The sequence below is a fragment of the Ruania zhangjianzhongii genome, from assembly GCF_008000995.1.
Lineage (GTDB): Bacteria > Actinomycetota > Actinomycetes > Actinomycetales > Beutenbergiaceae > Ruania > Ruania zhangjianzhongii.
In genome coordinates, this window is the sequence record NZ_CP042828.1 from 2,199,768 (window position 1) to 2,223,438 (window position 23,671).

A 23,671-nucleotide genomic window follows, 5' to 3' on the forward strand; every position below is an offset into this window, starting at 1 on the left:
CCGCCGGCCCATCCGGCCTACACTCGTGCCATGGCTGGGCTCATTCGTCGCGAGGACATCACCGCGGTCCGCGAACGGGCCAAGATCGAGGAGATCGTCGGCCAGCACGTGACGCTGCGCAGCGCAGGCGTGGGCTCGATGAAGGGTCTGTGCCCGTTCCACGATGAGCGCAGCCCGTCCTTCCACGTCCGCCCGCACCTGGGGCTGTGGCACTGCTTCGGCTGCGGTGAGGGTGGTGACGTGATCTCGTTCGTGCAGAAGATCGATCACCTCACCTTCACCGAGGCCGTGGAGACCCTCGCTGCGAAGGCGGGGATGCAGCTGCGCTACGAGGACGACGGTGGGCCGCGCCGCAGCCCGCACGAGGCCGGCCGCCGGCAGCGGCTGCTGGACGCCCACCGAGTGGCAGCGGAGTACTACGTGGCGCAGCTGGCCAGCCCGGAGGCGCAGACTGGCCGGGACTTCCTCACCGCCCGAGGGTTCGACCGCAGTGCGGCCGAGCAGTTCGGCATCGGCTACGCACCCAAGGGCTGGGACAACCTCGGCCGGCACCTGCGGACAAAGAACTTCACGCAGGAGGAGCTGACCGCCTCCGGGCTGCTGTCCCAGGGCCAGCGCGGCAGCTACGACAGGTTCCGCGGACGGCTGGTGTGGCCGATACGCGACCCGGCGGGCGCCGTCGTCGGCTTCGGGGCGCGCAAGCTCTACGACGACGACCCCGGACCGAAGTACCTGAACACCCCCGAGACCCAGATCTACAAGAAGTCCCAGGTGCTCTACGGCATCGACCTGGCCAAACGGGAGATCGCGAAGAACCGCCGCGTGGTGGTGGTCGAGGGTTACACCGACGTGATGGCGATGCACCTGGCTGGCGTCGGTACTGCGGTGGCCACCTGCGGCACCGCCTTCGGGACCGATCACATCAAGATCGTGCGCCGGCTGCTCGGGGACTCCGCCAGCTCGGCGGCAGGGGTGATGCTCTCCTCCGGTAGTGCCGTGGGCGGTGAGGTGATCTTCACCTTCGACGGCGACGCAGCGGGGCAGAAGGCCGCACTGCGGGCGTTCGAGCAGGACCAACGGTTCGCGTCCCAGACGTTTGTGGCCGTGGAGCCGTCCGGGATGGACCCGTGCGACCTGCGGCAGGCAGGCGGTGATGAGGCAGTGCGCTCGTTGGTGGCCGAGCGTGAGCCGCTGTTCCGGTTCGCGATCCGGTCCGTGCTGGCGCAGGTGGACCTGAACACTGCCGAAGGGCGGGTGTCCGGACTGCGGGTGGCCGCGCCGGTGGTGGCCCGGATCCGCGACCACGCCCTGCGCGGGGAGTACGCCCGGGAGCTGGCGGGGTGGCTGGGCATGGAGGAGTCGTCGGTGCGGCAGGCGGTCAGCCGGGCAGCACGGGCGCCTCGAGCAGCCGGCGACGGCGGAGGTCACCAGGGCGGTCGTCCTGGCCCAGGTCCGGGGCCAGGTGGGGACGGCCCCTCCGGGCGTGGCGGGGAGCAGAACGGTGGCGCGCGGGCCGCGGCCCTCCGGTATGCCGATGATCCGGTGGCGCGGCTGGAACGGCAGGTGCTGGAGGTGGTGCTGCAGCTACCGCAGCACGCCCTGGAGGCCGGTTTCGACGATCTGGGCGCGGACACCTTCGTGGTGCCGGCGCACCGGGCGGTGCACGATGTGATCCGCGCGGCTGGCGGAGTGCAGGGGTTCGGTCAGATCGCCGAGCAGCTGGCCGCGAGCGGAGCGGGAACGAACGCGACCGAACGGGCGGCAGCCTCCTGGGCGGAGCAGGTGCGCGGGTTGGCCGAGGGGCCGGTGGGAGTGCTGGTCACCGAGCTGGCCGTGGCGCCGTTGCCGCAGGACCGCGCGGAGGAGCTCGGCGGCTACGCACGCGGCGTGCTGACCGCACTGTTGCGGATGGGAATGACCCGTCAGGTGGCCGACGTGAAGGGCAGACTGCAGCGGATGGATCCGAACGATCCGGCCTACGCGGAGGCGTTCGCGGACCTCGTCCAGCTCGAGGAACGGCGCCGTCAGCTGAACGACTCGGCGTAGCCAGCTGGCGAAAGTGTGGGGAGAACTACCCGGCGCGGTTCGTGCGTCATCGTCGGTGTTCCTCTAGCCTGCGGGTATGAGTGAACCGCAGGGACCACACGAGCAGCAGCCGTACGGGGGAGCAGGAAACACGCCGCCGCCCGGTCCGCAGGGAGCCCCAGGCGGGCAGGATCAAGGCTTTGGTGCCCCATCCGGCGACCAGCCGACTCAGGCCTTTGGCGCCGCTTCTGGGGGCCAGCAGCCGGGCTACGGCGCCCCGGGCGAGCAGCCCACCCAGGCATTCGGTGCCGCCTCGGGCGGGCAGCCGGGGTACGGCGCTCCGGGTGAGCAGCCGGGGTACGGCGCTCCGGGCCAGCAGCCCGGTGCGCAGCCGCCGGCGGGTGGCCAGCCGGGGTATGGCGCCCCAGGGCAGCAGCCCGGGTACGGCGCTCCCGGTCAGCAGCCGGGCCAGCAGCCGGGCCAGCAGCCGGGTTACGGTGCACCTGGTCAGCAGCCGGGCCAGCAGCCAGGCTACGGCGCGCCAGGTGGCGGGTTCGGCCAGCAGCCAGGCTATGGAGCGCCGGGCGGCCCCGGCGGCTATCCGCCCGGTGGCCCGGGTGGGCCCGGTGGGCCGGGCGGATCGACCCCGTGGTACTCCCGGTGGTACGTCTGGGTTGCCGCGGTACTGGTGATCGCGCTCGTGGTGTTCGGCATCGTGAGGCTCACCGGAGGCGGCGACGAGCCGCCACCGACCACCGACCCCACCACGACGGAGCCGACGGACGAGCCCACGGATGAGCCGACCGACGAGCCGACCGATGAGCCCACGGACGAGCCGACCGACGAGCCCACCGACCAGAACACCGGTGGATCGCCGCAGGAGTTGGCTCTCGGTGAGACCGCGACCGTCGATGACACCTGGGACGTCACCGTTCAGGACCCGAACATGGACGCCAACCAGGCGGTGATCGACGAGGGCAACCCCGAGGCGCCGGACGGGATGGTCTACGTGACGGTCTACGTCACCGCCACCAACACCGGCGAAGAGGCAGCGTCGGTCTACGACGGCATCGCGATGGCGTACGTGGACGAGAACGGTGAGCAGTTCGGTGGTTCGAGCGCAGTGGCGCCGGACGATGCGTACAGCCTCCCGGAGGTTGCTCCGGGTGAGAACGCCACGGGCAGCTACGTCTTCGAGGTCCCGGAGGGCAGCCAGGGAGGTTACTGGCTGCTCCAGTCCAGGACGACCGACACTGCTGAGATCGTCGCCTACGCCAACAACTGATGGCCTAGCGCGATCCGGACGAAAGCGCCGGTCCCACCCCGCCAGGGGAGGGCCGGCGCTTTCGCATCCACGTGAACGGTGGTGACCAGCGCCCCGCGGGCCCGCGACTCCGCCCGCCCGCCCTCCACCTGCCGCGAGTGGCCAGTAGTGGTGGGTGTTTGGCGGCTGAGACCCACCACTACCGGCAACTCGCGGACGCCACACGGTGCCCCAGGTGGGGCTTGAACCCACGACCGACGGATTATGAGTCCGCTGCTCTGACCGGCTGAGCTACTGGGGCAGGACACAGGTGCGTCCGGCGCCGGCACGCGATCGCCCCGGCGCCACAATCGTAATGGGTGCCCGGGAGGGGTTACCGTCGTGTCCATGCGTCGATCAGTGCGTCAGCTGCCCGAACCCGTCCGTGACCGGATCCCGCCCAAGGCGCGGGTGCTGGTCGTGCGCAAGCTCGGTGATGGCTCGTGGGCGGTGGTGACCACGGAGCGTCTCCTGGTGATGGGTGAGGAGCAGACGGTGCTCGACCGCCCCTGGGCCGAGGTGGACCGGGCCACGATGGACTCCGACACGGAGGAGCTCGCCGTCACCTGGGTGGACGGCAGCCCGCCGGACGTGCTGGCCGTGGGGGAGGACCCGGGCGTCTCCGACTTCACTTTCGCGGTCAAGGAGCGAGTGGACCACTCACTGGTGCACCTCGAGCTGGAGCAGCTGCCCAGCGGTGGAGTGCTCCGGGGCGCGATCCGGCGCAACCCGGACGGCAGCCTGTTCTCCCAGGTCACCATCTCTGGCGCACGCCGCGCGCCCGCCGACCTGGAGGCCCGTGCCACCGAGCTGGAGGCGCGGGTCAGAAGTGTTGTCGGTCTCACTCCCTGAGGCCCGGGACGGCGGTCCGGAGCGCCGAGGATCGCTGGTAATGTTGTCGTCGCGATCCCCCGTAGCTCAATTGGCAGAGCATCCGACTGTTAATCGGACGGTTACTGGTTCGAGTCCAGTCGGGGGAGCCGAAACTGTTGATGTTCCGCCAATCTGGAGAAAGTAGAACTGGACCATCGTGGTCCACGTTCACTTTTACTCCACGTTCTGAGCTGAGACGGTACGGCTGGGGTCAGGTCCAGCGGGTGTAGCGGTGGCTGGCTGACAGTCTCAGGCGACACGTAGGCGCTCTGACTGGTCCTGACGTTCCGATGCCCTAGTTTGGTTGGCATTCTCCGGTCCGATGCCCCGTCCAGGTGCATCAGAGTGGCCATCGACTTGCGGAAGATGTGCGAGCCGCGAACGTCCTCCAGTCGGGCGCTGTCCAGCAGGTCGCGGAAGTGCTTGTTCGTGTTCGAGGGATCGCGTAGGCCACGCTCTCCCTGCCCGTCAGCGCGCCGACCGGGGGCCGGAAGATTAAGCCGCGCTGGTTCGCCAGCAGGTGCTTTTGACGGTTCCGCAGACGATCCAACATCCACGGCGGGAGTACCAACGGTCGCGCGCCGTGCTTGGTGGAGGCGTTTCGGACTCTCGTCAGCCCTTCTCCTTTGATCCGGGTCACGGTCCAGCCGCCGATAGTGACCATGCCGTCCTGCCAGTTCACGTCTGACCAGCGCACAGCCGCCGCTTCCCCGACACGGACCCCGATACAGGCCATGAATGCCACCAGGTCGCCCATGTCGCGGGAGCGCGCGCGTCCCCCGGCCCCTTCGTTGTCCTAGTGCGGATGGGGTGGTTGTTATCGACGGCCTTCAGGAACGTCACGGAGGTGTTCACGCTGCCGCCGCGCTCGATCCCCGAGGAACCGACGTTGGCTAGTGCCGCTGGTCGACCTTGACCCGACTGCCCGGGCAGCGGCCGCGCAAGTTCTTGTCCACCATCTCCATGGATCCGGGGAGTGGACGGTCATCTCACTGGCGCGGGCGTTGGTCGACCTCGACCCGACGACCACAGCTGTGGCGATGCGAGCGCTCATGAACCACCTCTCAGATGCGCCGGTCTGGGCGAGAAGTGACAGCTGGGATGCGCTCGTGGCGTTGGTCGATCTCGCCACCATTGAGACGGGTCGGGTTCAGTAGTCGCCGGAGCCGCGTAGGTAGCGCTGGAGGACGGTGGAGCCGACCAGTTTCCAGATTCGGTCGGCGAGGAAGCCGAGGATCCCGAAGCAGAGGACTCCGACGAAGATGTGGTCGGTTCGGAAGTAGGTGCGGGCGTTCCAGACGAGGAATCCGATGCCTGAGCGGGCGGCGAGTGCTTCGGCGGCGACCACTACGAGGAAGGCGTTGGCCAGGGCCAGGCGCATGCCGGTGAAGATGCTGGGCATTGCGGATGGGATCACGACTTGTGCGAGTACTTGGGCGCGGTTTGCGCCGAAGCAGCGGGCTGCGTCGATCTTGTCTGTGGGTACCGATGCGCCTCCGGCCGCTGTGCTGACCACGACGACGAAGGCGCATGCCCAGGCGATCAGGTTGACTTTGGATTCTTCGCCGATGCCGAACCACAGCATGAACAGCGAGGTGAGTGCGATGGCGGGTACGAACCGGAAGAAGTGGATGAACGGGTCGATGGCGGCCCGTACATACTTGGAGGCGCCCGCGAGGATGCCCACGGGGATGGCGATCGCGCAGCCCAGCAGCCAGCCGAGGAGGACGCGCTGGACGCTGATGCCGATGTTCTCCACGAGGCTGCCGTCGAGCAGCAGTTGCCAGGCCGACTGTATGACCGTGATGGGGCCTGGTAGGACGCTGGGATCCATCCCGGAGGCTGCGAGCTCCCAGCCTCCGAGGACTGCGATGACGGCGACGATGGAGAGTGCGTATAGCCGGACGTTCTGGCCCTTCCGAGTCCTCATACGGCACCTCGGTCCCACAGCACCTTCACCTCGGACGAGATGTTTTCGTCCACCTCACGCATGATGCGCACGAAGTCAGTATCGAATTCGTCGCGGGGGTAGGGCAGGTCGACGTTGAAGATGTTCTTGATTCCGGATTCGGGTGGCGCTGTCATCACGGCTATGCGTTGCCCTAGGAGCACCGCTTCTCGGACGTCGTGGGTGATGTAGAGGACGGTCTTACGTTCTTGTTGCCACAGTCGCACGAGTTCTTGTTGGAGGAATCGGCGGCTCTGGGCGTCCAGGGCCGCGAAGGGTTCGTCCATGAGGATCATCTCGGGCTGCACTGCGAGCACGCGAGCGATCTGTACGCGCTGTTTCATGCCGCCGGAGAGTTGGTCCGGGTAGCGGTCTGCCGCATCGGCCAGGCCCACCTTGTCCAAGTACTCCAACGCCAGGGCGCGGGCTTGACGGCGTCCGCGCCCGGACATACGCAGGGCAAACTCGACATTGCCACGCGCGGTGCGCCAGTCCATCAATGGTGAATCTACGGACTGGAAGACCACTGCGCGGTCCGGACCGGGGCCGCGCACTGCCTCGCCGCCGGCGCGTACGGTGCCTGCGGTCGGCATATGGGTACCGGCCACAAGCTTCAGCAACGTTGACTTCCCGCAACCACTGGGGCCTACTAGGACGAAGAATTCCCCTTCCTTGATCGTCAGATCGAGATCTCTGAGGACCCACGTATGGTTGTCGAAGGAGATCCCGACTTGCTCCAGATCGATCGACTGGCTTGTCGGTAGAAGTGTCTCGCTCGGCTCAGGTCTGGTGCTCATTCGACCTCAGCTCCGTCGATTCCCTCGAGGATGGAGAGGTCGATGCTCCCCTCGATGTCCGTCTCGGCGGGGATCTCTCCATTGTCGATCAGGAACTCTTGAATGTTCAGCAGATTCTCGCGATGTTCTTCGGTGAAGCGCAGCCCGGGATTGCTGATCTCGAGCGAGGGCTGCAGTACCGCAGCCTCGCCACCGGTTGCGGCCGCGGTGATCTCGGCGGCACCGGCCATGTCCTCGCTGATGTAGCCGTTGGCCGCCCCCAGGGCGGTCAACATCTGCTCGACCGTGTCAGGGTTCGCCTCGACGTAGTCCCGTGTGCTGAGCAAGTACATGCCCTGAAGCGCCAGCACCTCACTGTCATCACCTACCTGCGTGATGGTCTCGATGCCCTCCGCTTCGGGGATACCCACTCCGAAGATGAAGCCACCCTGGATCTCGCCTCCACGAAGGGCCCCCACCAACTCGTAGACTCCCGGGAACTCCACCTGCTCGACCGAGTCCTCAACGCCATAGGCTTCCAACCATCGCTGACTGGAGTATGCCTGCGCGGTACCCGGCAGGACCCCGATCGCTTGTCCCGCCAGATCTTCAGGACTGCTCAGGCTGCTGTCCATGTAGAACTGGTGGAACCCTGGTTCCGGGCTTGAGGTCGCGCCCAAGACCACCAAGCGCTCCGAGACTGAACTCACGGCCGCGAAGTCCATCCCAAACGCAAAGTCCGCTTGACCTGTCGTCAAGGCCTGGATGCCCTCGACGCCGGTCTGGAAGATCGCAGGTTCGACCGCGAGACCCTGTTCCTGGAAGTAGCCTTGGTCCTCAGCCACGAACACAGGCGCGCCGATCGTGAACGAGTCCACGGCGATGGTCACCGACGCGCCATCGCCGCCAGACGGCGACGCGTCGCCGGTGCAGGCGGACAAAGCGAGGATGCTGGCGCAGGCAGCAGCGGCCAGAGCGCTCGCGCGAACTAGTCTCATAGGTCACTCCAAGAGGTCAGGGTGGGGTTTGTGGAAGTGGGGGAGTGGTCAAAAACGCGGCGTGCGGACGATGTGCAGCGCCATGCCGTCGGTTCGGTAGTACAACTCGCTGTAGATCACTACATCGCCGGCATCGGTCAGGCTCACCTGCTTGGTGAGCAAGGTATGTGCTCCCGGGGCGAGGTTCAGATGATGAGCAACCGCAACTGGCGCACCCACAGCGGTGAGCTCGGCTTCCATCCGGACGACTCGCGTGCGTGCGTTTTGGTGCAGGAGAGTGAGCATGTGTTCGTCGATGTCTCGCAGCGGAGTGGGGTCGAACGCGTGACCGTTGATCACCGGAGGCAGCCATTCGATGAACGTGACCAAGGGCTCGCCGTCGGCGGTGAAGGTGCGCTCCACCCGCCAGACCTCATCCTCCGGTTGAAGTTCCAGCGGGGTAGCCACGTGAGCAGGGCACGGCACGACCTCGATCGAGACCGCAGCGAGCCCGGCGGTCTTGCCAGCGGTTTCGATGGCTTCGCGCATGGGCGCGAAGTCAGTGAGGTTCTGCGCCAACGGGGTCGTTCGCTCTCGCACGAACGTGCCTACTCCCCATCGGCGGACGAGCAACCCCTCGTTCCACAGTTGCAGTAGCGCCTCGCGCAGGGTGTTTCGGCTGACGTCGAGGCTCGCCGCGAGATCCTTCTCCCCGGGCAAGCGCGCACCCGGGAGCAAGTCCTGGGTGATCATCTGCCGCAACTCTGCCGCTACGTCGTGCGGTAGGCGCCGTCGTGGTCGCATACAACGGTCTCCTCATTGAAGTCCAGAGGTCCAACCTCTATGCTTGTAATGTACTCGCAGACCGCCGGATCGTGTCAAGCACCGGCCTGTCGCCCCTGCCAACTCCCAGCACACGGAGGTGCTCCTTGCCCACCAACTTCGTCGTCATCTTCCTCGACGATCACGCCCAATGGGCGCTGAGCACCTACGGCAACAGCGAAGTTCGGACACCGAACCTGGACTATCTCGCCAACACCGGTACCCGAATGGACAACGCGTTCACGCCGACACCGGTGTGCTCGCCCAGCCGCGCCTGCTTCCTCAGTGGCAAGACAGCGTCACAGCACGGTGTGCATGACTATCTGGATGTCTGGGCGACCGGTGCGAATGAGCGCAACTGGATGGAGCGAGAGCGCACGCTGCCTGAGATCCTGCATGAGGCCGGCTACACGACCGGCTTGTCCGGCAAGTGGCACCTCGGTCGCAACTTCGAACCAGCAGCCGGCTTCGACTACTGGCACGAGCTCGGCGACGTGAACTCCGATCCCACACTGATCAGCCCCTGGCCGACTGCTGCTGCCGCGCCGCAAGCGCAGAATCCGCACAACGTGACCGACCGGGCAGTGGAGTTCCTCCGGGCTCGTGACTCCGCATCACCATTCTTCCTTTTCGTTGGCTACTACGGCACCCACTCGCCTTGGAGAGGACGCCCCGAACGGCTGGTCTCCGGCTACCGCCAGTGCTCCTTCGCCGACGTGCCCGTCGAACCAACCCACCCCTTCGGCCGACTCTCCTCCGAGTCGCTCATGCCAGAGACTCGCGACCGGCGCGAAGCACTCTCGCAGTACTACGCCTCAGTGACTGCGACGGACGAGCAGGTAGGACGTCTGGTGGACGAACTGGACGCCCAGGGCGTGCGCGAGGACACCATGATCATCTACACCTCGGATCACGGACTCAACCTGGGCCACCACGGAATCTGGGGCAAAGGCAACGGCACGAAGCCGTACAACATGGTGGATGAGTCAATACGCATCCCGCTCATCATCAACCAGCCAGGAACCGTACTGCCCAGCCAGGTTCGCGGCGAGTACGTCACCCACTGTGACCTGTTCTCCACAGTGCTCGAGCACGCCGAAGTCGAAGCACCCGAGGAGCAGGAACGCAGTCCCCGCCCAAGCCGCAGCTACCTGCCTCTCCTACGCGGCGGAAAAGCGCCGGACATGGAACAGATCGTGTTCGGCGAATACGGCGACCTGCGAATGGCACGCACCCCGGACCGCAAACTGCTCCTACGTCCAGACACCGGACGACACGAACTATTCGACCTGGACCGCGACCCACGCGAGACCCGAAACTTCTACAACACGCCAGGCTACGAGCAAGATGTTCAACAACTCACCACCCGGATCGAAGAGCACTTTGCCCGGCACAGCGACCCAGACACCGACGGCCTCACGGTGCGCCAACAGCCCTCCTTCAACCCCGAGGAGTACTGGAACCACCCCGACTACGACAACCTATGGTGGGAACGCAACGCCCAGCCGGCACGAGCCTGACCACCAGCACGGTCCGAGACCTAGCCGAAGATCGGTGTCCACGGTCGGCTCCCGCAGGATCTCTGCGGCTGTGATTTGTCGATGGGGTTCGGGCGGATACGCACGTGGGTACCAATCGCGGACTCGTTGCCGCTGTATGCCGAGAGTGGCATGCCCGAGGACGCCTTCTCTGACTAGGCTCGTTTACCTGAGCGGAAACCGTCCCGTTCACTGGTTGACGCGTCTGCCCGACAATGCTGCGGGGAACTTCGCCGGCTACCGTGCCGACTGCGGTCTGTTAAATCGCGCGATTCCTCGTAGGCACATTCGACCAGTGTCGCGGCGTCTGGCAGGCACGACTCTGGCTTTCACATCCTGAGGCCGAGGTCGCGACCCGCCACGAGGTCGCGACGATGACGGCCGCGATTCCAGAGACTCTGCGGATCGCGGTGCCGTTGGCTGCCTGGTGTGCGATGTAGCCCGGTGAAGCGGTCGGGCTGGAGGGCCGCGACATGGAGTATCTGGTTGATCCGACACGGGCGACATTGCGCGTGCGCCGCCAATGGAACACCAAGCCGCATGCGATTACCAACGGCCATTCGGGAGGCGAGCGTGCTTGGGCGACCAGCTAGGCAAGCGAGCCCAAGATGATGTGGACCGCCCGCCGGCCGGACTTGTGCAACCTTCGCCACCACCGCCACACCGCAGCCAGCACTTCGATGAGCCCTTGGAACGACGCGAATCTCAGGTCGGCGAGGTAACGCAGGACCGCTCGTCTTCAGTCGACGGGCGATGGCTGCCCTCAGCGACTGACTGTGTACGACTCGACATCACGCGACGTTGTGGCCTCGTCCACTCCCTGAGGCACGCGTAGGCGCCAGGGCGCGTTTCGATGTACGCGACACCGTCGATGCGGCCCATATTTGGAACAGCGTTCAGTAGAGTGGTGCGCGTGGCTCATCAGCATCAGGAAAACAGCCTTGCGCCTGCCGTAGCTCGCGCCGTCCAGATCTTGACGATTCTCGCCGAGGCCCAGGGTTCGCCACAGAGCCTTGCTGAGCTCGCTCGTGCACTCGGAGCAGCGAAGTCCTCGGTGTCGAATGTGTGCACCGAGCTAGAGGAGGCGCGTCTGGTGCACCGTACGGAGCGTGGGTACAGCCTGGGGCGCCGCACGGTCGAGCTCGGGGGCTCTTACCTAGCCACGTTTGATCAAGTTCGTGAGTTCTACAGGGTTGTGGCTGACTCAGAGGTTCTGCGCAACGAACTTGTCCAGATCGCGGTGCTCGACGGTGTGGAGGCCCTGTACCTCGCGCGTCATGAGGGGCGCGCCCCGCTACGACTAACGGCGAGTATCGGAGAGAAGCTTCCCGCATCGCTGTCGGCGGTGGGCGTGGCACTGCTTGCGCAGATGGATCTACGAGAGGTGGACGCCCTCTATGAGGGGGTGGAGATGCCCCGGTTGACCGAGCGCTCGGCAAGTTCTCTAGACGCTCTGCACCGCAAGCTCGAGATTACTCGAGAGCGAGGCTACTCCCTCGACAGGGGCGAGGTGTTCCCGAATGCGATCGGCGTCGCCGTCGCGGGCCCGACCCTCTGCCTTGGCGACGTGCCGTTCGCTCTCTGCGTTTCCACGTTCGACCGGTCCGGAGCGCCTGATCTCTCACCTGAGGCGCTGGAGCGGATCGTGGCAGCGCTCCACGAAACGGCGCGGCTGCTGTCCAATCCGATGACGGGGCGGGCATTGGCGGCCAGGTGACTCGCCGGCGCTCCTGATCGACCTTCTTTGAGCGAGATTCCAGCTCCCGTCAGACCTCTTGCGTCAGCATACTGAATGGCGTACAGTCCCTGGAACGGTCGAAGTTGCAGGGATGCGACTGGACCAGTACCGCGGTCGTTATGTGGCGACGCATGCGGACGAAGCGACTGATCGGCGTAGAGAGTGGGTATTCGAACGTGTCGGAGTTCGTGAAACATGACCTGGACCTCCCGGACGATGTCCGAAGGGGAGTGGTGGTATCGCTGCCGCTGATTGCAGAGATCGAAGACGCAGCGCTACGCAACAAGGTGATCGACGCCTGGGCACTCGCGCTTTGCGAGAATGGCTACGGCGCGGTAGAGGAATTGCCAGGCTCGGGGATGCCTGGGGCGCCAGAGGTGGGTGACCAGACCCACCACCTTCTTGGGGTTACCCGTATCGCTCTGGGAATCAAGGACTCGCTCGAGAAGACCTTGGACGAGCCGCTCGGCGTATCCCGAGATGTGGTCCTTGCGGCCGCGCTGTGTCACGACCTCGGCAAGCCGTTCGAGTATGCGCCCGAGAACCGCCGGAGGTGGGATACGAATCCTGGAGCGTACGGTAGGCCATCGCTTCGGCACCCCACCTACGGCGCACACATTGCGATGGTGGTGGACATGCCCGAGGAGGTCGTCAACACCTGCGGTTACCACTCGCCAGAAGGGCGCTTTATCGACCGAAGCCTAGCGGCAACGATCGTCCACTATGCGGACGATGCGTACTGGTTCACTCTCGAGGTTGCCAAGAACTGGGAAACAAAGGTCCCGCGTCTCTGAAGGAGCCTTCAGAGACTCATTCGTACGGTGCTGTACAGAAGGGAATTGCTGAAAATGGTTCAAAGAAGTTCCGTCATGCCAAGGATGGCAGCTGCACTGATGGTCGGCAGTGTGGTCGCGGTGTTGAGCGCCTGCGGTGGTGACTCGTCCGGTAACGGCGAGGTCGAGTTGGTGATCGCTGGCACGCTGCCCGCTAATACGGCAATGATCCAGGGCGCTGACCGCGTCGCCGAGCAAGTAGCGCAAGACTCCGACGGTTCCCTGACAGTCGAGGTCTACCCAGACGGTCAGCTAGGCGGCGAACCGGAGATGCTTGAAGCACTGAGCACCGGCACTGTCGATGTCGCCATGGTCGGCGCTCCGCTGATCGCAACGCACTGCCCGAGTCTGGGCATGACCTCGCTCCCATACGTGGTCCAGGGCGACACACCGGAGGAGCAATACGCAAACCTGCAGCGCATCGTTGAAACGGAGCAGCACGCCGACGCCATCGAGGAGTGTGCCGCGGCCGCGGGGTTTCGAGTGATCGACGACAGCTGGTGGTACGGGAACCGAGAGCTTACATCGAACATCGCTATTCGCACTCCCGAGGACCTGGCTGGACTTCGGGTCCGCACTCCTGAAGGCGCCCTGCACTCCGAACCGTTTGCCGCGCTCGGCGCAGAGCCGGTCCCGATGGCCCAGTCGGAGGTGTACACCGCGCTGGAAACCGGCGTGATCGATGCCCAAGAGAATCCGTTTGCGACGACGTTCAAGCACGCGTTCTACGAGGTGCAGAGCTACCTCAGCCTCACGGGGCTCATGACTCACAATCAGGTGATCGTCATGTCCGAGGAGCGGTTCTCATCGCTGTCCGCGGAACAGCAGGAGGCCCTGTCCACCGCAGTCAGCGATGCGGGAGCTTGGCAGTCGGAGCAGCAGATGGCAGAGAACGCTGAACTGCGCGACACACTCGAGTCTGAGGGCATGGAGGTAATCGAGCCCGATCTTGATGCCTTCCGTGCGGCGACTGAGGAGTTCGTGCAGGCCTACTTTGATGAGCACGGTCTGGACCTAGACGCGCTCCGATCGGTGCAACAGTGACCTGGCCGGCCCGGCATCCCGTCCCGATCCGAAATGAGGATCGGACACCGACGAGGGAGCCGGTGTGAGCGCTGCGTTGGAAGCGGGTGACAAGATCCTCAACTCGGCGCTTCGCGTTGCTGCGGTGGTCTTGGTGCTGGGGATGCTCACCGTGGTCTGTGGCTCGGTCGCTTTGCGAGCCTTGGGCACCGTGGTATTCGGAGCAGACGAACTCACCCGACTCCTGCTGACGTGGACGGTGGCAGTCGGCGTGGTGCTCGGCGCCCGGGAGGGAGGTCACCTAGCCATCGAGGCTGTGACCGATCGGCTAACCGGGTGGACTAGGCGTTCAGTTCTTGGACTGGGAGCGATCGTTTCGATCGGCTTCCTCCTCATCCTCACCTGGACAGGCTTGCAGTACGCGATCGCTGGATTCACCCGGGGCGCCCCGACTCCGTCTCTGGGCATCTCGACCGGCTGGGCCGCATTGTCTTGGCCAGTCTGCGGCTTCTTGACAATGCTGTACGTGCTACGCGACCTGGTCGCCGGCGTCACCGTTGGCCCGCCGGACCCACCGGACGATGCAGAGGTATCCGGACTGGTATGAGAAACGAAAACTTCTGGATGGTTGTCGTCGGGTGGTCCCGATGACTGAAGTGGTTGTGTACCTAGTTGCGACCTTCGTGATCCTTCTAGCGGTCGGCGTGCCTATCGGTTATGTCCTGGGCATCGCAGGAGTGGGATACTTCCTACTGTTCCAGGACTTCGGGCCAGCAATGCAGACTGTGCCCCAGGTCATGCTCTCGTCGACTAGCTCCTTCTCGCTGGCCGCGATCCCGTTCTTCATCTTCGTCGGCCAGCTGATGTCTGAGACCGGCGTATCGGACCGGATTGTCATCTTCGCACGTGCTGTGATCGGCCACGTCCGAGGTGGCCTTGCGATGGTGGCCCTGTTCTCCAGCCTGCTGGTAGCAGCCTTCTCCGGCTCGTCCGTGGCAAATGCCGTGGGCACCGGGTCGGTGACGATTCCGGCGATGATCAGAGCGAAGTACCCTCGCCCGTTCGCGGCCGCTGTCGAGGCGACCTCAAGCTCGATGGGCACAGTCGTGCCACCGAGCGTTGCAATGATCGTCTATGCGTCGATCACCGGAGTCAGCGTCAAGGCGCTGTTCATCGCCGGCTATCTACCCGCGGCGCTCTACACCATCGGCGTCCTCATTGTGATCGGCGTGGTGGCGCGACGAGCTGGCTTCGGTGTCGACGAGAAGTCCTCCTTCCGAACGCGGCTGCGCACTTTCCGTGGTGCCATCGGTCCTATCCTCATCCCAGTTGTCGTCATGGGCGGCATCCTCGCCGGAGTGATGACTGCGACCGAGGCCGGTGCCGTTGCTGGCCTGTACACCCTCGTCTTGGCAGGTGTTGCCTACCGGTCGCTGAGCTGGAAGAAGTTGGTTCGCGTGTTGGTCGCCACGGCACGGACGACCGGAGTCGTGATGCTCATCGTCGCCGCCGCCGGGATCGTAGGATGGATCCTGGCGCGTGAGCGCGTACCTGCGAGCGTCGCCGAACTCGCGTTGGGAACCTTCGAGAGTCAACTCGGGATCCTGCTCATGCTGATCGTGATGCTGGTTCTTCTGGGGACCTTCATGGAAACCTTGTCAGCGCTGGCGATTACCGCTCCAATCATCGTCGGGATCGGCACCACGGCCGGGATCGATCCCCTGCTTCTCGGTCTCGTCACCGTGCTATCGCTGTCGATCGGGATGATCACGCCCCCAGTGGGTGTCGTGCTGTTCGTCACCACGAAGATCGCCGAGACACGGATTGAGGCCTCATCCAGGGCACTGATCCCGTTTCTGGCAGTGCTCATCATCGGAACAGCGCTGATCGCAATCTTCCCAGACGCGGCACTCTGGCTCCCACGCCAATTCGAGTAGCCGTCGAAACTCCCTGGGGAAGGGAGAGTGCTGATCGGGTTGGGGCTCGATGCAGCACAAGGAACCGTGCCTCGCCAGCGAACTGGCGAGGCACGGTTCCACTATCCGAAGAACTAGTAGGCCCCCGGCGCCGGGCCACTCCATGCACCAGAGACGCTGCGGGCGCCAGAGTTCACCTTCTCCACGGTGCGCAACGACCTCCGTGTGGAGTGCCAGGCCAGAGGGCATAAGTCGCGACATCCTTAGTCATGGACCGAAGCGAGCACGACTGGTTTGAGTCCAGTCGGGGAGCGAGCAGGTCCGGAATCTGGGGAGATTTCGGACCTTGTGCTTTGCCCGCGTTCACCACACGTCGAGCGTGTACAGGTACGAGGTGCGGCGAGGTACGTCGCTGGGGGAGTCCACCCCACGAGAGAGCAGTCGGTAGCGAGTCCGCCGCGAGGGACTGACCGTCGTGGTCGCCTTGCCACGGCTGACCTGGATGTCCCGCACCGTGCGCCAGTTCCCGTTCGTGAGCTGGCGCTGCAGCCGCACCTCGCCGGTCACCCCACCCTTCGGGCTGATCCAGCCGATGTAGAGCGTGGTGTTCTTACCCGCTGGACCTTCCTTCGGCCCGCTGAGGTCCAGGATGGTGCGCCCGTTCGAGCCCACGCAGCGCAGCCGGTGCCAGTTGCTGGTCCCGTTTGGGTGGGTCACGTCGATCTGCTGGCTCCGCGCCCGGATCGCCCGCACCCGCCAGTAGGCGGTGTCCCGCGGCCCGACCACGGTCGAACCCTTCCCGCTGGTGACCGTGATGTCGCGGATGTTCTGCCAACTGCCGTTCGCCCGCCGGCGCTGCAGCCGCACCGTGCCGTTCACCGGGACGCCGTTGTACTCCCAAAGCACGTGCAGCCGGGTACCGGTCGAGGCCACCGCACCACCGGGCCCCGCCAGCCGCAGCTTCACCCGGTTCTTCAGCCGGTTCTGGGTGCCGCTGCGGATCGTGCTGAGCCGGGCATAGAGGTAACGGCCCGGGCAGGCGGTGGACTTGGTGTCCCGGTGCCCGGAGATCACCGGCAGCCGGCGGGCACCGTCGTTCGTGTAGTTCGCCGTGTTGTAGGCGTAGTGCACGCCGTGCACGTCGAACTTCCAGGCGAACAGGTCCGCGTACGAGGTCAGCACTCGGCTCGGGATGTTGCGCTCGTGGAAGTTGCCGATCGCCGCCACCCCGAAGGACTGCGAGTTGTAGGACTTCGTGTGCGCGGCGATCACCGGTCGGTGCACACCGCCGTAGGCGCCTTCCCAGATCCGGCCGAACCGGTCGATGAGGAAGTTGTACCCGATGTCGTAGAAGTCCCGGCTGAGCACGTGGTAGCGGTAGATCGACCGGATGATGCCGCGCACCTCACCGGAGGAGTAGGAGTTCGCTGTGGCGGTGTGGTGCACGAACCCGCCGCGGATGTCCCCATAGGCGACCCCGTCCTGGTTCTGCCGCAGTGACTCGTCGGCGCCCCAGTTCGCTCGCGAGGCCATCGTCGGCTTGTCGATGATCCAGCGCCCGGGCACCCCGGCAGTCGTGGCCGTCTCCGGTTCCGCGGCGCTGAGCGCCGAACGCGGCATCGGTTCCGGGTGGATCAGGGTCAGGGACAGATCCTCGGGCACGTCCCCGGAGACCGAGACCTCCACCGCATCGGCGCCCCGGGTCCACAGCGGTTCCGTGCCGGCCACGTCCGCCCGACCAGCGGTGTGCTCGTCCGGAGGAAGCGCAGACCATGGTGACCACACGCCGTCGGTGCGCAGGCGCACGTACGGCTCCGGGACGCCGTCACCGGTCCAGGTGAGCGCCACCAGCTCGAACGTGGCCGTCTCCCACGCCGCGGTACGTCCACCTCCGACGTCGCCGACCGGGATCCTGCTCACGCCCTGGTCGTCCGGACCCTCCGGTGTGTTCAGCGGGGCCGGATCGGCATCATCGGAGGGCGCCGCCCACGCACCGATCGCCGGTCCCAGCGCCAGCCCGGTCCCGGCCATCGCCACCAGTGCTGACCTCCGGCTCAGACCGGTGCGTTCGCCCGTTGTGCTGATGTCGTCATTGCGCATGTCTGCCATCATCGTCTCCCGTGACCTGATCGTGACCACACCGTAGTGCCTGCCGATGCTGCGCGCCGGGAGCAGCCACCCGCGTGCCCGGTGCCCGGTTACGATCGAGGTGGGCCGCGCGTCGATGCGCGGGAGAAGGAGGGCTTCGTGACCACCACCATCGGCCACACCCCCGCCGGCGAACCAGAGCCGGCTACTACCGTCCCGCTGCGGTTCGTGACCGCGGCCAGCCTGTTCGACGGGCACGACGCCGCGATCACCGTGATGCGCCGGATCATCCAGGCTCAGGGCGCTGAGGTGATCCACCTGGGCCACGACCGCTCGGTCCGGGAGGTGGTCCGCGCCGCACTGCAGGAAGACGCCGACGGCGTGGCGATCTCCTCCTACCAGGGCGGCCACCTGGAGTACTTCCGCTACCTGGTGGACTCCCTCGCGGAGGCCGGGGCCGGCCACATCCGGGTGTTCGGCGGCGGTGGCGGCACGATCACCCACGAGGAGATCGCGGAGCTGACAGAGGCCGGGGTCGAGCGCCTCTACCACCCGGACGACGGCCTCAAGCTCGGTCTGACCGGCATGATCGAGGACCTCGTCACCCGCACTCAGGCACCGCGCCGGCCGGCCGCTACACCCGGGAGGCTCCCGGACCGGGAGGACGATGCCGGTGTGGGCCGGCTGCTCAGCGCCATCGAGGATGGTCTTCTCACCGACGACGGCGCAGCCCGGCTGGGCCTGTCGGCTCACCCAGGCGCCACTCGCCCGGGCGGAGCCGCCCCGGTGGTCGGGATCACCGGCACCGGCGGGTCCGGCAAGTCCTCGGTGATCGACGAGCTGGTGCTGCGGTTCCTCACCGCCTTTCCCGAGCTGCGGATCGGCGTGCTCGCCGTGGACCCGACCCGCCGGCGCACCGGGGGTGCACTGCTCGGCGACCGGATCCGGATGAACGCACTTCGCTCGGACCGGGTGTACTTCAGGTCGATGGCCACCCGGCGCCAGGACGTGAGCGTGAGCGAGGTGCTCGCCGAGTCGATTCGCGCGCTACAGGGCTGCGGGTTCGACCTGGTGATCGTGGAGACCGCCGGGATCGGCCAGTCGGACTCGGCGGTGGTGGAGCTGGTGGACGTGCCGGTCTACGTGATGACCAGTGAGTACGGCGCCGCCAGCCAGCTGGAGAAGATCGACATGATCGACTTCGCCGAGCTGGTGATCCTGAACAAGTTCGACCGCCGCGGCGGCGAGGACGCGCTGCGGGACGTGCGCAAGCAGTGGCGCCGCAACCGGTTGGCGTTCGACACCCCGGACGAGGAGGTGCCGGTCTATCCCACCGTCGCCAGCCACTTCCATGACGACGGCCTGACCCGCGCGTTCGAGGCCCTGCTGGCCCGGCTCGGCGACGGCTGGCAGCCCGAGCAGCCGCTCACCGGGGGAGCAGGAGCCGGTGGCAGCCTCATCCCCGGGTGCAGAGTGCGCTACCTGGCCGAGATCGCCGAACAGGGCCAGGACCTCACCCGCAGGGTCGAGACCGAAGCCGACGCCGCCGAGGCGGCACAGCGGTACTGGACCAGCCTGCGTGACCTGGCCGACCCGGCGCTCCCGGAACCGCTCGAGCCCTACCCGACCTCCGCCGTCGAGAGCGAGGAGACGCTGGTCCGGCTACGCACGCTGTACGCCGACGCACTGGCCCGCCTGAGCGAGGACTCTCTGGAGCTCTTGCGCGCCTGGCCGCAGCGCCGCGCCGCGCTCACCGCCACCCGCGGCACGTACCAGGTGCGCGGCCGGGAGATCAGCGTGGAGAACTACAGCACCTCGCTGTCCGGCACGGCACTGCCACGGGTGGCGCCACCGCAGTTCCGATCCTGGGGTGACCTGCTGCGGTTCCTGCACCAGGAGAACACCCCCGGGGCCTTCCCCTACACCGCCGGCGTGTATCCGTATCGTCGACAGACCGAGGACCCGACCCGGATGTTCGCCGGCGAGGGACCGCCGGAGCGCACCAACCGCCGGTTCCACTACCTCGCCGCCGGGCAGGGCGTGGCTCGGCTGTCCACCGCGTTCGACTCGGTCACCCTGTACGGCCAGGACCCCGCCACCCGCCCGGACGTGTACGGAAAGGTCGGCAACTCCGGCGTGAGCGTGCCGACGCTGGACGATATGAAGCGGCTGTACTCCGGATTCGACCTGTGCGCACCGGCGACCTCGGTGTCGATGACCATCAACGGGCCGGCGCCGATCATCCTGGCGATGTTCTTCCACACCGCGATCGACCAGCAGGTGGAGAAGCACCTGCGCGCCGACCCGCAGCGGTGGCAGGCGGCTCAGCAGAAGATCGGCGAGATACTCGGTGGCCGGCAGCAGCCGGTCTACCGCGGTGAGCTGCCCGACGGCAACGACGGGCTGGGCCTCGGCCTGCTCGGGGTGACCGGGGCCGAGGTGACCGACCCGCAGACCTACGCCCGGATCGCCGCCGAGACCCTGGCCGCAGTGCGCGGCACGGTGCAGGCGGACATCCTCAAGGAAGACCAGGCGCAGAACACCTGCATCTTCGGCACCGAGTTCGCGCTGCGGATGATGGGGGACATCCAGCAGTACTTCATCGACGCCCGCGTGCGGAACTTCTACTCGGTGTCCATCTCCGGCTACCACATCGCCGAGGCCGGAGCGAACCCGATCACCCAGCTCGCCTTCACCCTGGCCAACGGGTTCACGATCGTGGAGTACTACCTGGCCCGCGGGATGGCCATCGACGACGTCGCCCCGCACCTGTCCTTCTTCTTCTCCAACGGGATGGACCCGGAGTACGCGGTGATCGGTCGGGTGGCCCGGCGGATATGGGCTCGGGCGATGCGCGACCGGTATGGCGCGAGCCCGCGGGGGCAGATGCTGAAGTATCACATCCAGACCTCCGGGCGGTCGCTACACGCTCAGGAGATCGAGTTCAACGACATCCGTACGACGTTGCAGGCGCTGTATGCGAGCTTCGACGCCTGCAACAGCCTGCACACCAACGCCTATGACGAGGCGGTCACCACCCCCACTGAGGAGTCCGTGCGCCGAGCGGTGGCGATCCAGATGATCGTGGCCCGCGAGTTCGGCCTCAGCGGCTGCGAGAACCCGTGGCAGGGCAGCTACATCATCGGCGAGCTCACCGACCTGGTGGAGCAGGCGGTCTACGCCGAGTTCGAAGCGCTGAGCAGGCGGGGCGGGGTCCTCGGTGCGATGGAGTCGATGTACCAGCGCGGCAAGATCCAGGACGAGTCGATGGTCTACGAGCAGCGCAAGCACGACGGGTCGCTCCCGATCGTGGGCGTGAACACGTTCCTGCCCACCGAGCACAGTGGCGAGATCGAGGTATCGATCGACCTGGTGCGCTCCAGTGCCGCGGAGAAGGATGCCCAGGTAGCCTCGGTGAGTGACTGGCAGGAGGCGAGGAACGCCGTCGACTCGGGTGCGCTGAGCAGGCTTCAGGAGGTGGCGCGCAGGGGCGAGAACACCTTCGCCGCGCTGATGGAGGCGGTGCGCAGCCACAGCCTCGGCCAGATCACCCAGGCGCTGTACCAGGTGGGCGGTCAGTACCGGCGGTCGATGTGACCGGCCTGCCCGGTGGCGGGGCTCAGGACTCCTCGGGCTCCGGTGAGAGGTCCTCGCACCAGTCCTCGGGGGAGAGGAGGCCTTCGTCGTCGTCGTTCTCGTCCAAGCACTCCTCGTAGGCCTCCTCCTCCTGCTGCTCGTCGACCTGTGAGGTGAGGCTGCTGAGCAGGGGGAAGGCGATGGCGATGCAGATCAGCGCGACCACGCAGCCGACCCGGGTGGCGACGTTCTGTGAGCTGCTCGGGCGGTGCGCTTCCGGGTCGGCGTAGCGCCAGGCCACGGTTCCGCGCCACATGCCCATCGGGCTGATCGCACCCCAGAGGCACAGGGCCGCCGTGATCACCAGCATGATGTAGACGAAGATCATTGGAGGGACGGTAGCGCATAGCTACGATCTGCTCGGCTGCCGGTGCGCAGACGGTGTAAGAGCGGTGAAAGGTAATCGTTGAAGACGACGGCGGAACCTAGGTAAGGTTGTGAGCGCTCACATCGCTGGTGGTGCCGTGTCGTACCCCGGTGAGCTGCCTCAGTACACCCTGACATCGGAGTCTTGCATGCCTGCACCGGGCAGTCCGTCCGCACCGATCACCGCGATCATCAACCTCGACGTGCCCGGGCCGGTGATCAGCAGGCACATATATGGGCACTTCGCCGAGCACCTGGGCCGGTGCATCTACGGCGGCTTCTATGTGGGCGAGGACTCCGACCTGCCGAACGAGGGCGGGATACGGCTGGACGTGGTGGAGGCGCTGCGCGGGCTGCGCATCCCGAACCTGCGCTGGCCGGGCGGCTGCTTTGCCGACGAGTACCACTGGCGCGACGGTGTCGGCCCGCGCCAGGAACGGCCCCGGATGGTGAACAGCCACTGGGGTGACGTGGTGGAGGACAACTCCTTCGGCACCCATGAGTTCATGGCGCTGTGCGAGCTGCTCGGTGCTGAGCCCTATGTGAACGGCAACGTCGGCTCCGGGACCGTGCGCGAGATGAGTGACTGGGTGGAGTACCTCACCCGCGGTGACGACTCCCCGATGGCGGCCCTGCGCCGCGAGCACGGGCGGGACGAGCCGTGGCAGGTGAAGTTCTGGGGACTGGGCAACGAGCCGTGGGGCTGTGGCGGGAACATGACCGCTTCGCACTACGCCGAGGAGGCTCGACGGTACGCCACCTACTGCCGGGACCATGGCGAGAACCGGCTCTACCGGATCGCGGCCGGGGCGAACTCCGACGACTACGCCTGGACCGAGACGTTGATGAAGGCCCTGAACCCGCTCGGCGGCTGCGGCCGGGATCCACGCGGGCTGTACCAGGCGGTCTCGGTGCACTACTACACGATTCCGGGCACCTGGCAGGACAAGGGCAGCGCAACCGAGTTCACCGAACAGGACTACTACCGCACCCTGGTCAAGGCCGCGTATACCGATGAGCTGCTGCGTGGGCACTCGAACGTGATGGACTGCTACGACCCGGAGAAGAAGGTCGGCCTGGTGCTGGACGAGTGGGGTACCTGGTGGAATGTGGAGGAAGGCACGAACCCCGGGTTCCTGTACCAGCAGAACACCCTCCGCGATGCGCTGGTGGCCAGTACGCACTTCGACATCTTCCACGCCCATGCCGACCGACTGGTGATGGCCAATATCGCCCAGACGGTGAACGTGCTGCAGGCGATGATCCTCACGGACATCAACACTGACTCCCGTGAGCTCGTGCTGACCCCGACCTACCACGTGTTCGAGATGAATGCTGGGCACCAGGATGCCGCCAGCCTGCGCGTGGATTTCCCCGGTGGACTGCCGGTGCGCGCGGTGGACGGCGAGGAGCTGACCACGGTGTCCGCCTCGGCCAGCAGCAAGGACGGCCGGGTGCTGATCTCGCTGTCCAACCTGGACGCGGGCGAGCCGACAACGGTCGACCTCGACCTGCGTGGAGGAACGGTGAGCGATGTGCGTACCCGGATCCTCACCGCTGGTGAGCTGGACGCACACAACGCTCCAGGTCGCGGCGCGCAGGTGCAGCCGGTGGTGCACGAGCAGGTGACAGCGACCGAGCGGGGCCTGCGGGTGGAACTGCCGGCGCACTCGTTCGTGACCGTCAGCGCGGCTGTGGCGTGACTGTGAGCGCGGTCTGAGGGGTTGGCCGTTGCCGTGACGCTGGCCGGGCGCGTGGTCGGCCCGCGCGCCGGCAGGGGAGAACGGCCCATACAGTCGGCTATCTGAG

General features: G+C 66.2%; 17 protein-coding genes and 2 tRNA genes. 12 read left to right on the forward strand and 7 right to left on the reverse strand.

Annotation, left to right across the window (positions count from 1 at the left end):
- Nucleotides 1-30: 30 nt before the first annotated feature.
- The gene (gene dnaG, locus FU260_RS10205) at nt 31-2,046 is read left to right on the forward strand and encodes a DNA primase (RefSeq protein WP_147916965.1); all 2,016 of its coding nucleotides are present in this window, start codon (nt 31-33) and stop codon (nt 2,044-2,046) included.
- A 76-nt stretch (nt 2,047-2,122) separates the two neighbouring features.
- Nucleotides 2,123-3,310: a DUF4352 domain-containing protein gene (locus FU260_RS23575; protein ID WP_168211725.1), complete on the forward strand. Its 1,188-nt coding sequence runs from the start codon at nt 2,123-2,125 to the stop codon at nt 3,308-3,310.
- Between the two features lie 206 nt (nt 3,311-3,516).
- Here FU260_RS23575 and FU260_RS10215 read toward each other — a convergent pair.
- A tRNA-Ile gene (locus FU260_RS10215) sits at nt 3,517-3,590 on the reverse strand.
- 86 nt (nt 3,591-3,676) lie between these two features.
- Here FU260_RS10215 and FU260_RS10220 point away from each other — a divergent pair.
- Together FU260_RS10220 and FU260_RS10225 are read left to right on the forward strand one after the other, a co-directional pair.
- Nucleotides 3,677-4,180 carry a hypothetical protein gene (locus tag FU260_RS10220; protein WP_147916967.1) on the forward strand — a complete coding sequence of 168 codons (504 nt, stop codon included), beginning with the start codon at nt 3,677-3,679 and terminating at the stop codon, nt 4,178-4,180.
- Nucleotides 4,181-4,235: 55 nt separating this feature from the next.
- Nucleotides 4,236-4,308: transfer RNA gene (locus tag FU260_RS10225), tRNA-Asn, on the forward strand.
- Between the two features lie 1,043 nt (nt 4,309-5,351).
- On the opposite strand, the gene FU260_RS10230 is transcribed toward FU260_RS10225, so the two are convergent.
- The 4 genes from FU260_RS10230 to FU260_RS10245 are packed head-to-tail and all read right to left on the reverse strand — an operon-like array spanning nt 5,352 to nt 8,706.
- A complete protein-coding gene (locus FU260_RS10230; protein ID WP_147916968.1) occupies nt 5,352-6,131 on the reverse strand; it encodes an ABC transporter permease in 780 nt (259 codons plus the stop codon).
- The gene (locus FU260_RS10235; protein WP_147916969.1) at nt 6,128-6,946 is read right to left on the reverse strand and encodes an ABC transporter ATP-binding protein; all 819 of its coding nucleotides are present in this window, start codon (nt 6,944-6,946) and stop codon (nt 6,128-6,130) included. Before FU260_RS10235 ends, FU260_RS10230 begins: the two co-directional genes overlap by 4 nt.
- On the reverse strand, nt 6,943-7,923 hold the full coding sequence (locus FU260_RS10240) for an ABC transporter substrate-binding protein (RefSeq protein WP_147916970.1): 981 nt from the start codon (nt 7,921-7,923) through the stop codon (nt 6,943-6,945). The genes FU260_RS10235 and FU260_RS10240 overlap by 4 nt, the downstream gene beginning before the upstream one ends.
- 48 nt (nt 7,924-7,971) lie before the next feature.
- Nucleotides 7,972-8,706 (reverse strand): GntR family transcriptional regulator, encoded by a 735-nt coding sequence (locus tag FU260_RS10245; RefSeq protein ID WP_147916971.1) that lies wholly within the window; start codon nt 8,704-8,706, stop codon nt 7,972-7,974.
- On the opposite strand from FU260_RS10245, the gene FU260_RS10250 reads away from it, so the two are divergent.
- The 6 genes from FU260_RS10250 (at nt 8,697) to FU260_RS10275 (ending at nt 15,793) form a co-directional block, all read left to right on the forward strand.
- Entirely contained in the window at nt 8,697-10,244 is a 1,548-nt protein-coding gene (locus FU260_RS10250; protein ID WP_168211726.1) for a sulfatase-like hydrolase/transferase, read from the forward strand. The genes FU260_RS10245 and FU260_RS10250 overlap by 10 nt on opposite strands.
- Nucleotides 10,245-11,175: 931 nt before the next feature.
- Complete coding sequence (locus FU260_RS10255) at nt 11,176-11,979, forward strand: IclR family transcriptional regulator (RefSeq protein ID WP_235912190.1); 804 nt, start codon at nt 11,176-11,178, stop codon at nt 11,977-11,979.
- A gap of 152 nt (nt 11,980-12,131) precedes the next feature.
- Nucleotides 12,132-12,794 carry an HD domain-containing protein gene (locus FU260_RS10260; protein ID WP_168211727.1) on the forward strand — a complete coding sequence of 221 codons (663 nt, stop codon included), beginning with the start codon at nt 12,132-12,134 and terminating at the stop codon, nt 12,792-12,794.
- 84 nt (nt 12,795-12,878) lie between these two features.
- Nucleotides 12,879-13,877 (forward strand): TRAP transporter substrate-binding protein, encoded by a 999-nt coding sequence (locus tag FU260_RS10265; protein ID WP_168211728.1) that lies wholly within the window; start codon nt 12,879-12,881, stop codon nt 13,875-13,877.
- Between the two features lie 64 nt (nt 13,878-13,941).
- Complete coding sequence (locus tag FU260_RS10270; protein WP_147916975.1) at nt 13,942-14,463, forward strand: TRAP transporter small permease; 522 nt, start codon at nt 13,942-13,944, stop codon at nt 14,461-14,463.
- A 40-nt stretch (nt 14,464-14,503) separates the two neighbouring features.
- Nucleotides 14,504-15,793 (forward strand): TRAP transporter large permease, encoded by a 1,290-nt coding sequence (locus FU260_RS10275; RefSeq protein WP_168211729.1) that lies wholly within the window; start codon nt 14,504-14,506, stop codon nt 15,791-15,793.
- 342 nt (nt 15,794-16,135) lie between these two features.
- On the opposite strand, the gene FU260_RS10280 is transcribed toward FU260_RS10275, so the two are convergent.
- Complete coding sequence (locus FU260_RS10280; RefSeq protein ID WP_147916977.1) at nt 16,136-17,872, reverse strand: N-acetylmuramoyl-L-alanine amidase; 1,737 nt, start codon at nt 17,870-17,872, stop codon at nt 16,136-16,138.
- 147 nt (nt 17,873-18,019) lie between these two features.
- On the opposite strand from FU260_RS10280, the gene FU260_RS10285 reads away from it, so the two are divergent.
- Complete coding sequence (locus tag FU260_RS10285; protein ID WP_210418239.1) at nt 18,020-21,457, forward strand: methylmalonyl-CoA mutase family protein; 3,438 nt, start codon at nt 18,020-18,022, stop codon at nt 21,455-21,457.
- Between the two features lie 22 nt (nt 21,458-21,479).
- Here FU260_RS10285 and FU260_RS10290 read toward each other — a convergent pair whose 3' ends face one another.
- Nucleotides 21,480-21,824 (reverse strand): DUF6199 family natural product biosynthesis protein, encoded by a 345-nt coding sequence (locus FU260_RS10290; RefSeq protein ID WP_147916978.1) that lies wholly within the window; start codon nt 21,822-21,824, stop codon nt 21,480-21,482.
- A gap of 187 nt (nt 21,825-22,011) precedes the next feature.
- Here FU260_RS10290 and FU260_RS10295 point away from each other — a divergent pair, with 187 nt between their 5' ends.
- On the forward strand, nt 22,012-23,565 hold the full coding sequence (locus FU260_RS10295) for an alpha-N-arabinofuranosidase (protein WP_147916979.1): 1,554 nt from the start codon (nt 22,012-22,014) through the stop codon (nt 23,563-23,565).
- The last annotated feature ends 106 nt before the right edge of the window (nt 23,566-23,671 follow it).

Coding starts and splice junctions, on each gene's coding strand:
- FU260_RS10290 (WP_147916978.1), bottom strand. CDS start 21,824: ATGATCTTCGTCTACATCATGCTGGTGATCACGGCGGCCCTGTGCCTC.
- FU260_RS10235 (WP_147916969.1), bottom strand. CDS start 6,946: ATGAGCACCAGACCTGAGCCGAGCGAGACACTTCTACCGACAAGCCAG.
- dnaG (WP_147916965.1), top strand. CDS start 31: ATGGCTGGGCTCATTCGTCGCGAGGACATCACCGCGGTCCGCGAACGG.
- FU260_RS10260 (WP_168211727.1), top strand. CDS start 12,132: ATGCGGACGAAGCGACTGATCGGCGTAGAGAGTGGGTATTCGAACGTG.
- FU260_RS10240 (WP_147916970.1), bottom strand. CDS start 7,923: ATGAGACTAGTTCGCGCGAGCGCTCTGGCCGCTGCTGCCTGCGCCAGC.
- FU260_RS10265 (WP_168211728.1), top strand. CDS start 12,879: ATGGCAGCTGCACTGATGGTCGGCAGTGTGGTCGCGGTGTTGAGCGCC.
- FU260_RS10280 (WP_147916977.1), bottom strand. CDS start 17,872: ATGCGCAATGACGACATCAGCACAACGGGCGAACGCACCGGTCTGAGC.
- FU260_RS10275 (WP_168211729.1), top strand. CDS start 14,504: ATGACTGAAGTGGTTGTGTACCTAGTTGCGACCTTCGTGATCCTTCTA.
- FU260_RS10245 (WP_147916971.1), bottom strand. CDS start 8,706: ATGCGACCACGACGGCGCCTACCGCACGACGTAGCGGCAGAGTTGCGG.
- FU260_RS23575 (WP_168211725.1), top strand. CDS start 2,123: ATGAGTGAACCGCAGGGACCACACGAGCAGCAGCCGTACGGGGGAGCA.
- FU260_RS10295 (WP_147916979.1), top strand. CDS start 22,012: ATGCCTGCACCGGGCAGTCCGTCCGCACCGATCACCGCGATCATCAAC.
- FU260_RS10220 (WP_147916967.1), top strand. CDS start 3,677: ATGCGTCGATCAGTGCGTCAGCTGCCCGAACCCGTCCGTGACCGGATC.
- FU260_RS10230 (WP_147916968.1), bottom strand. CDS start 6,131: ATGAGGACTCGGAAGGGCCAGAACGTCCGGCTATACGCACTCTCCATC.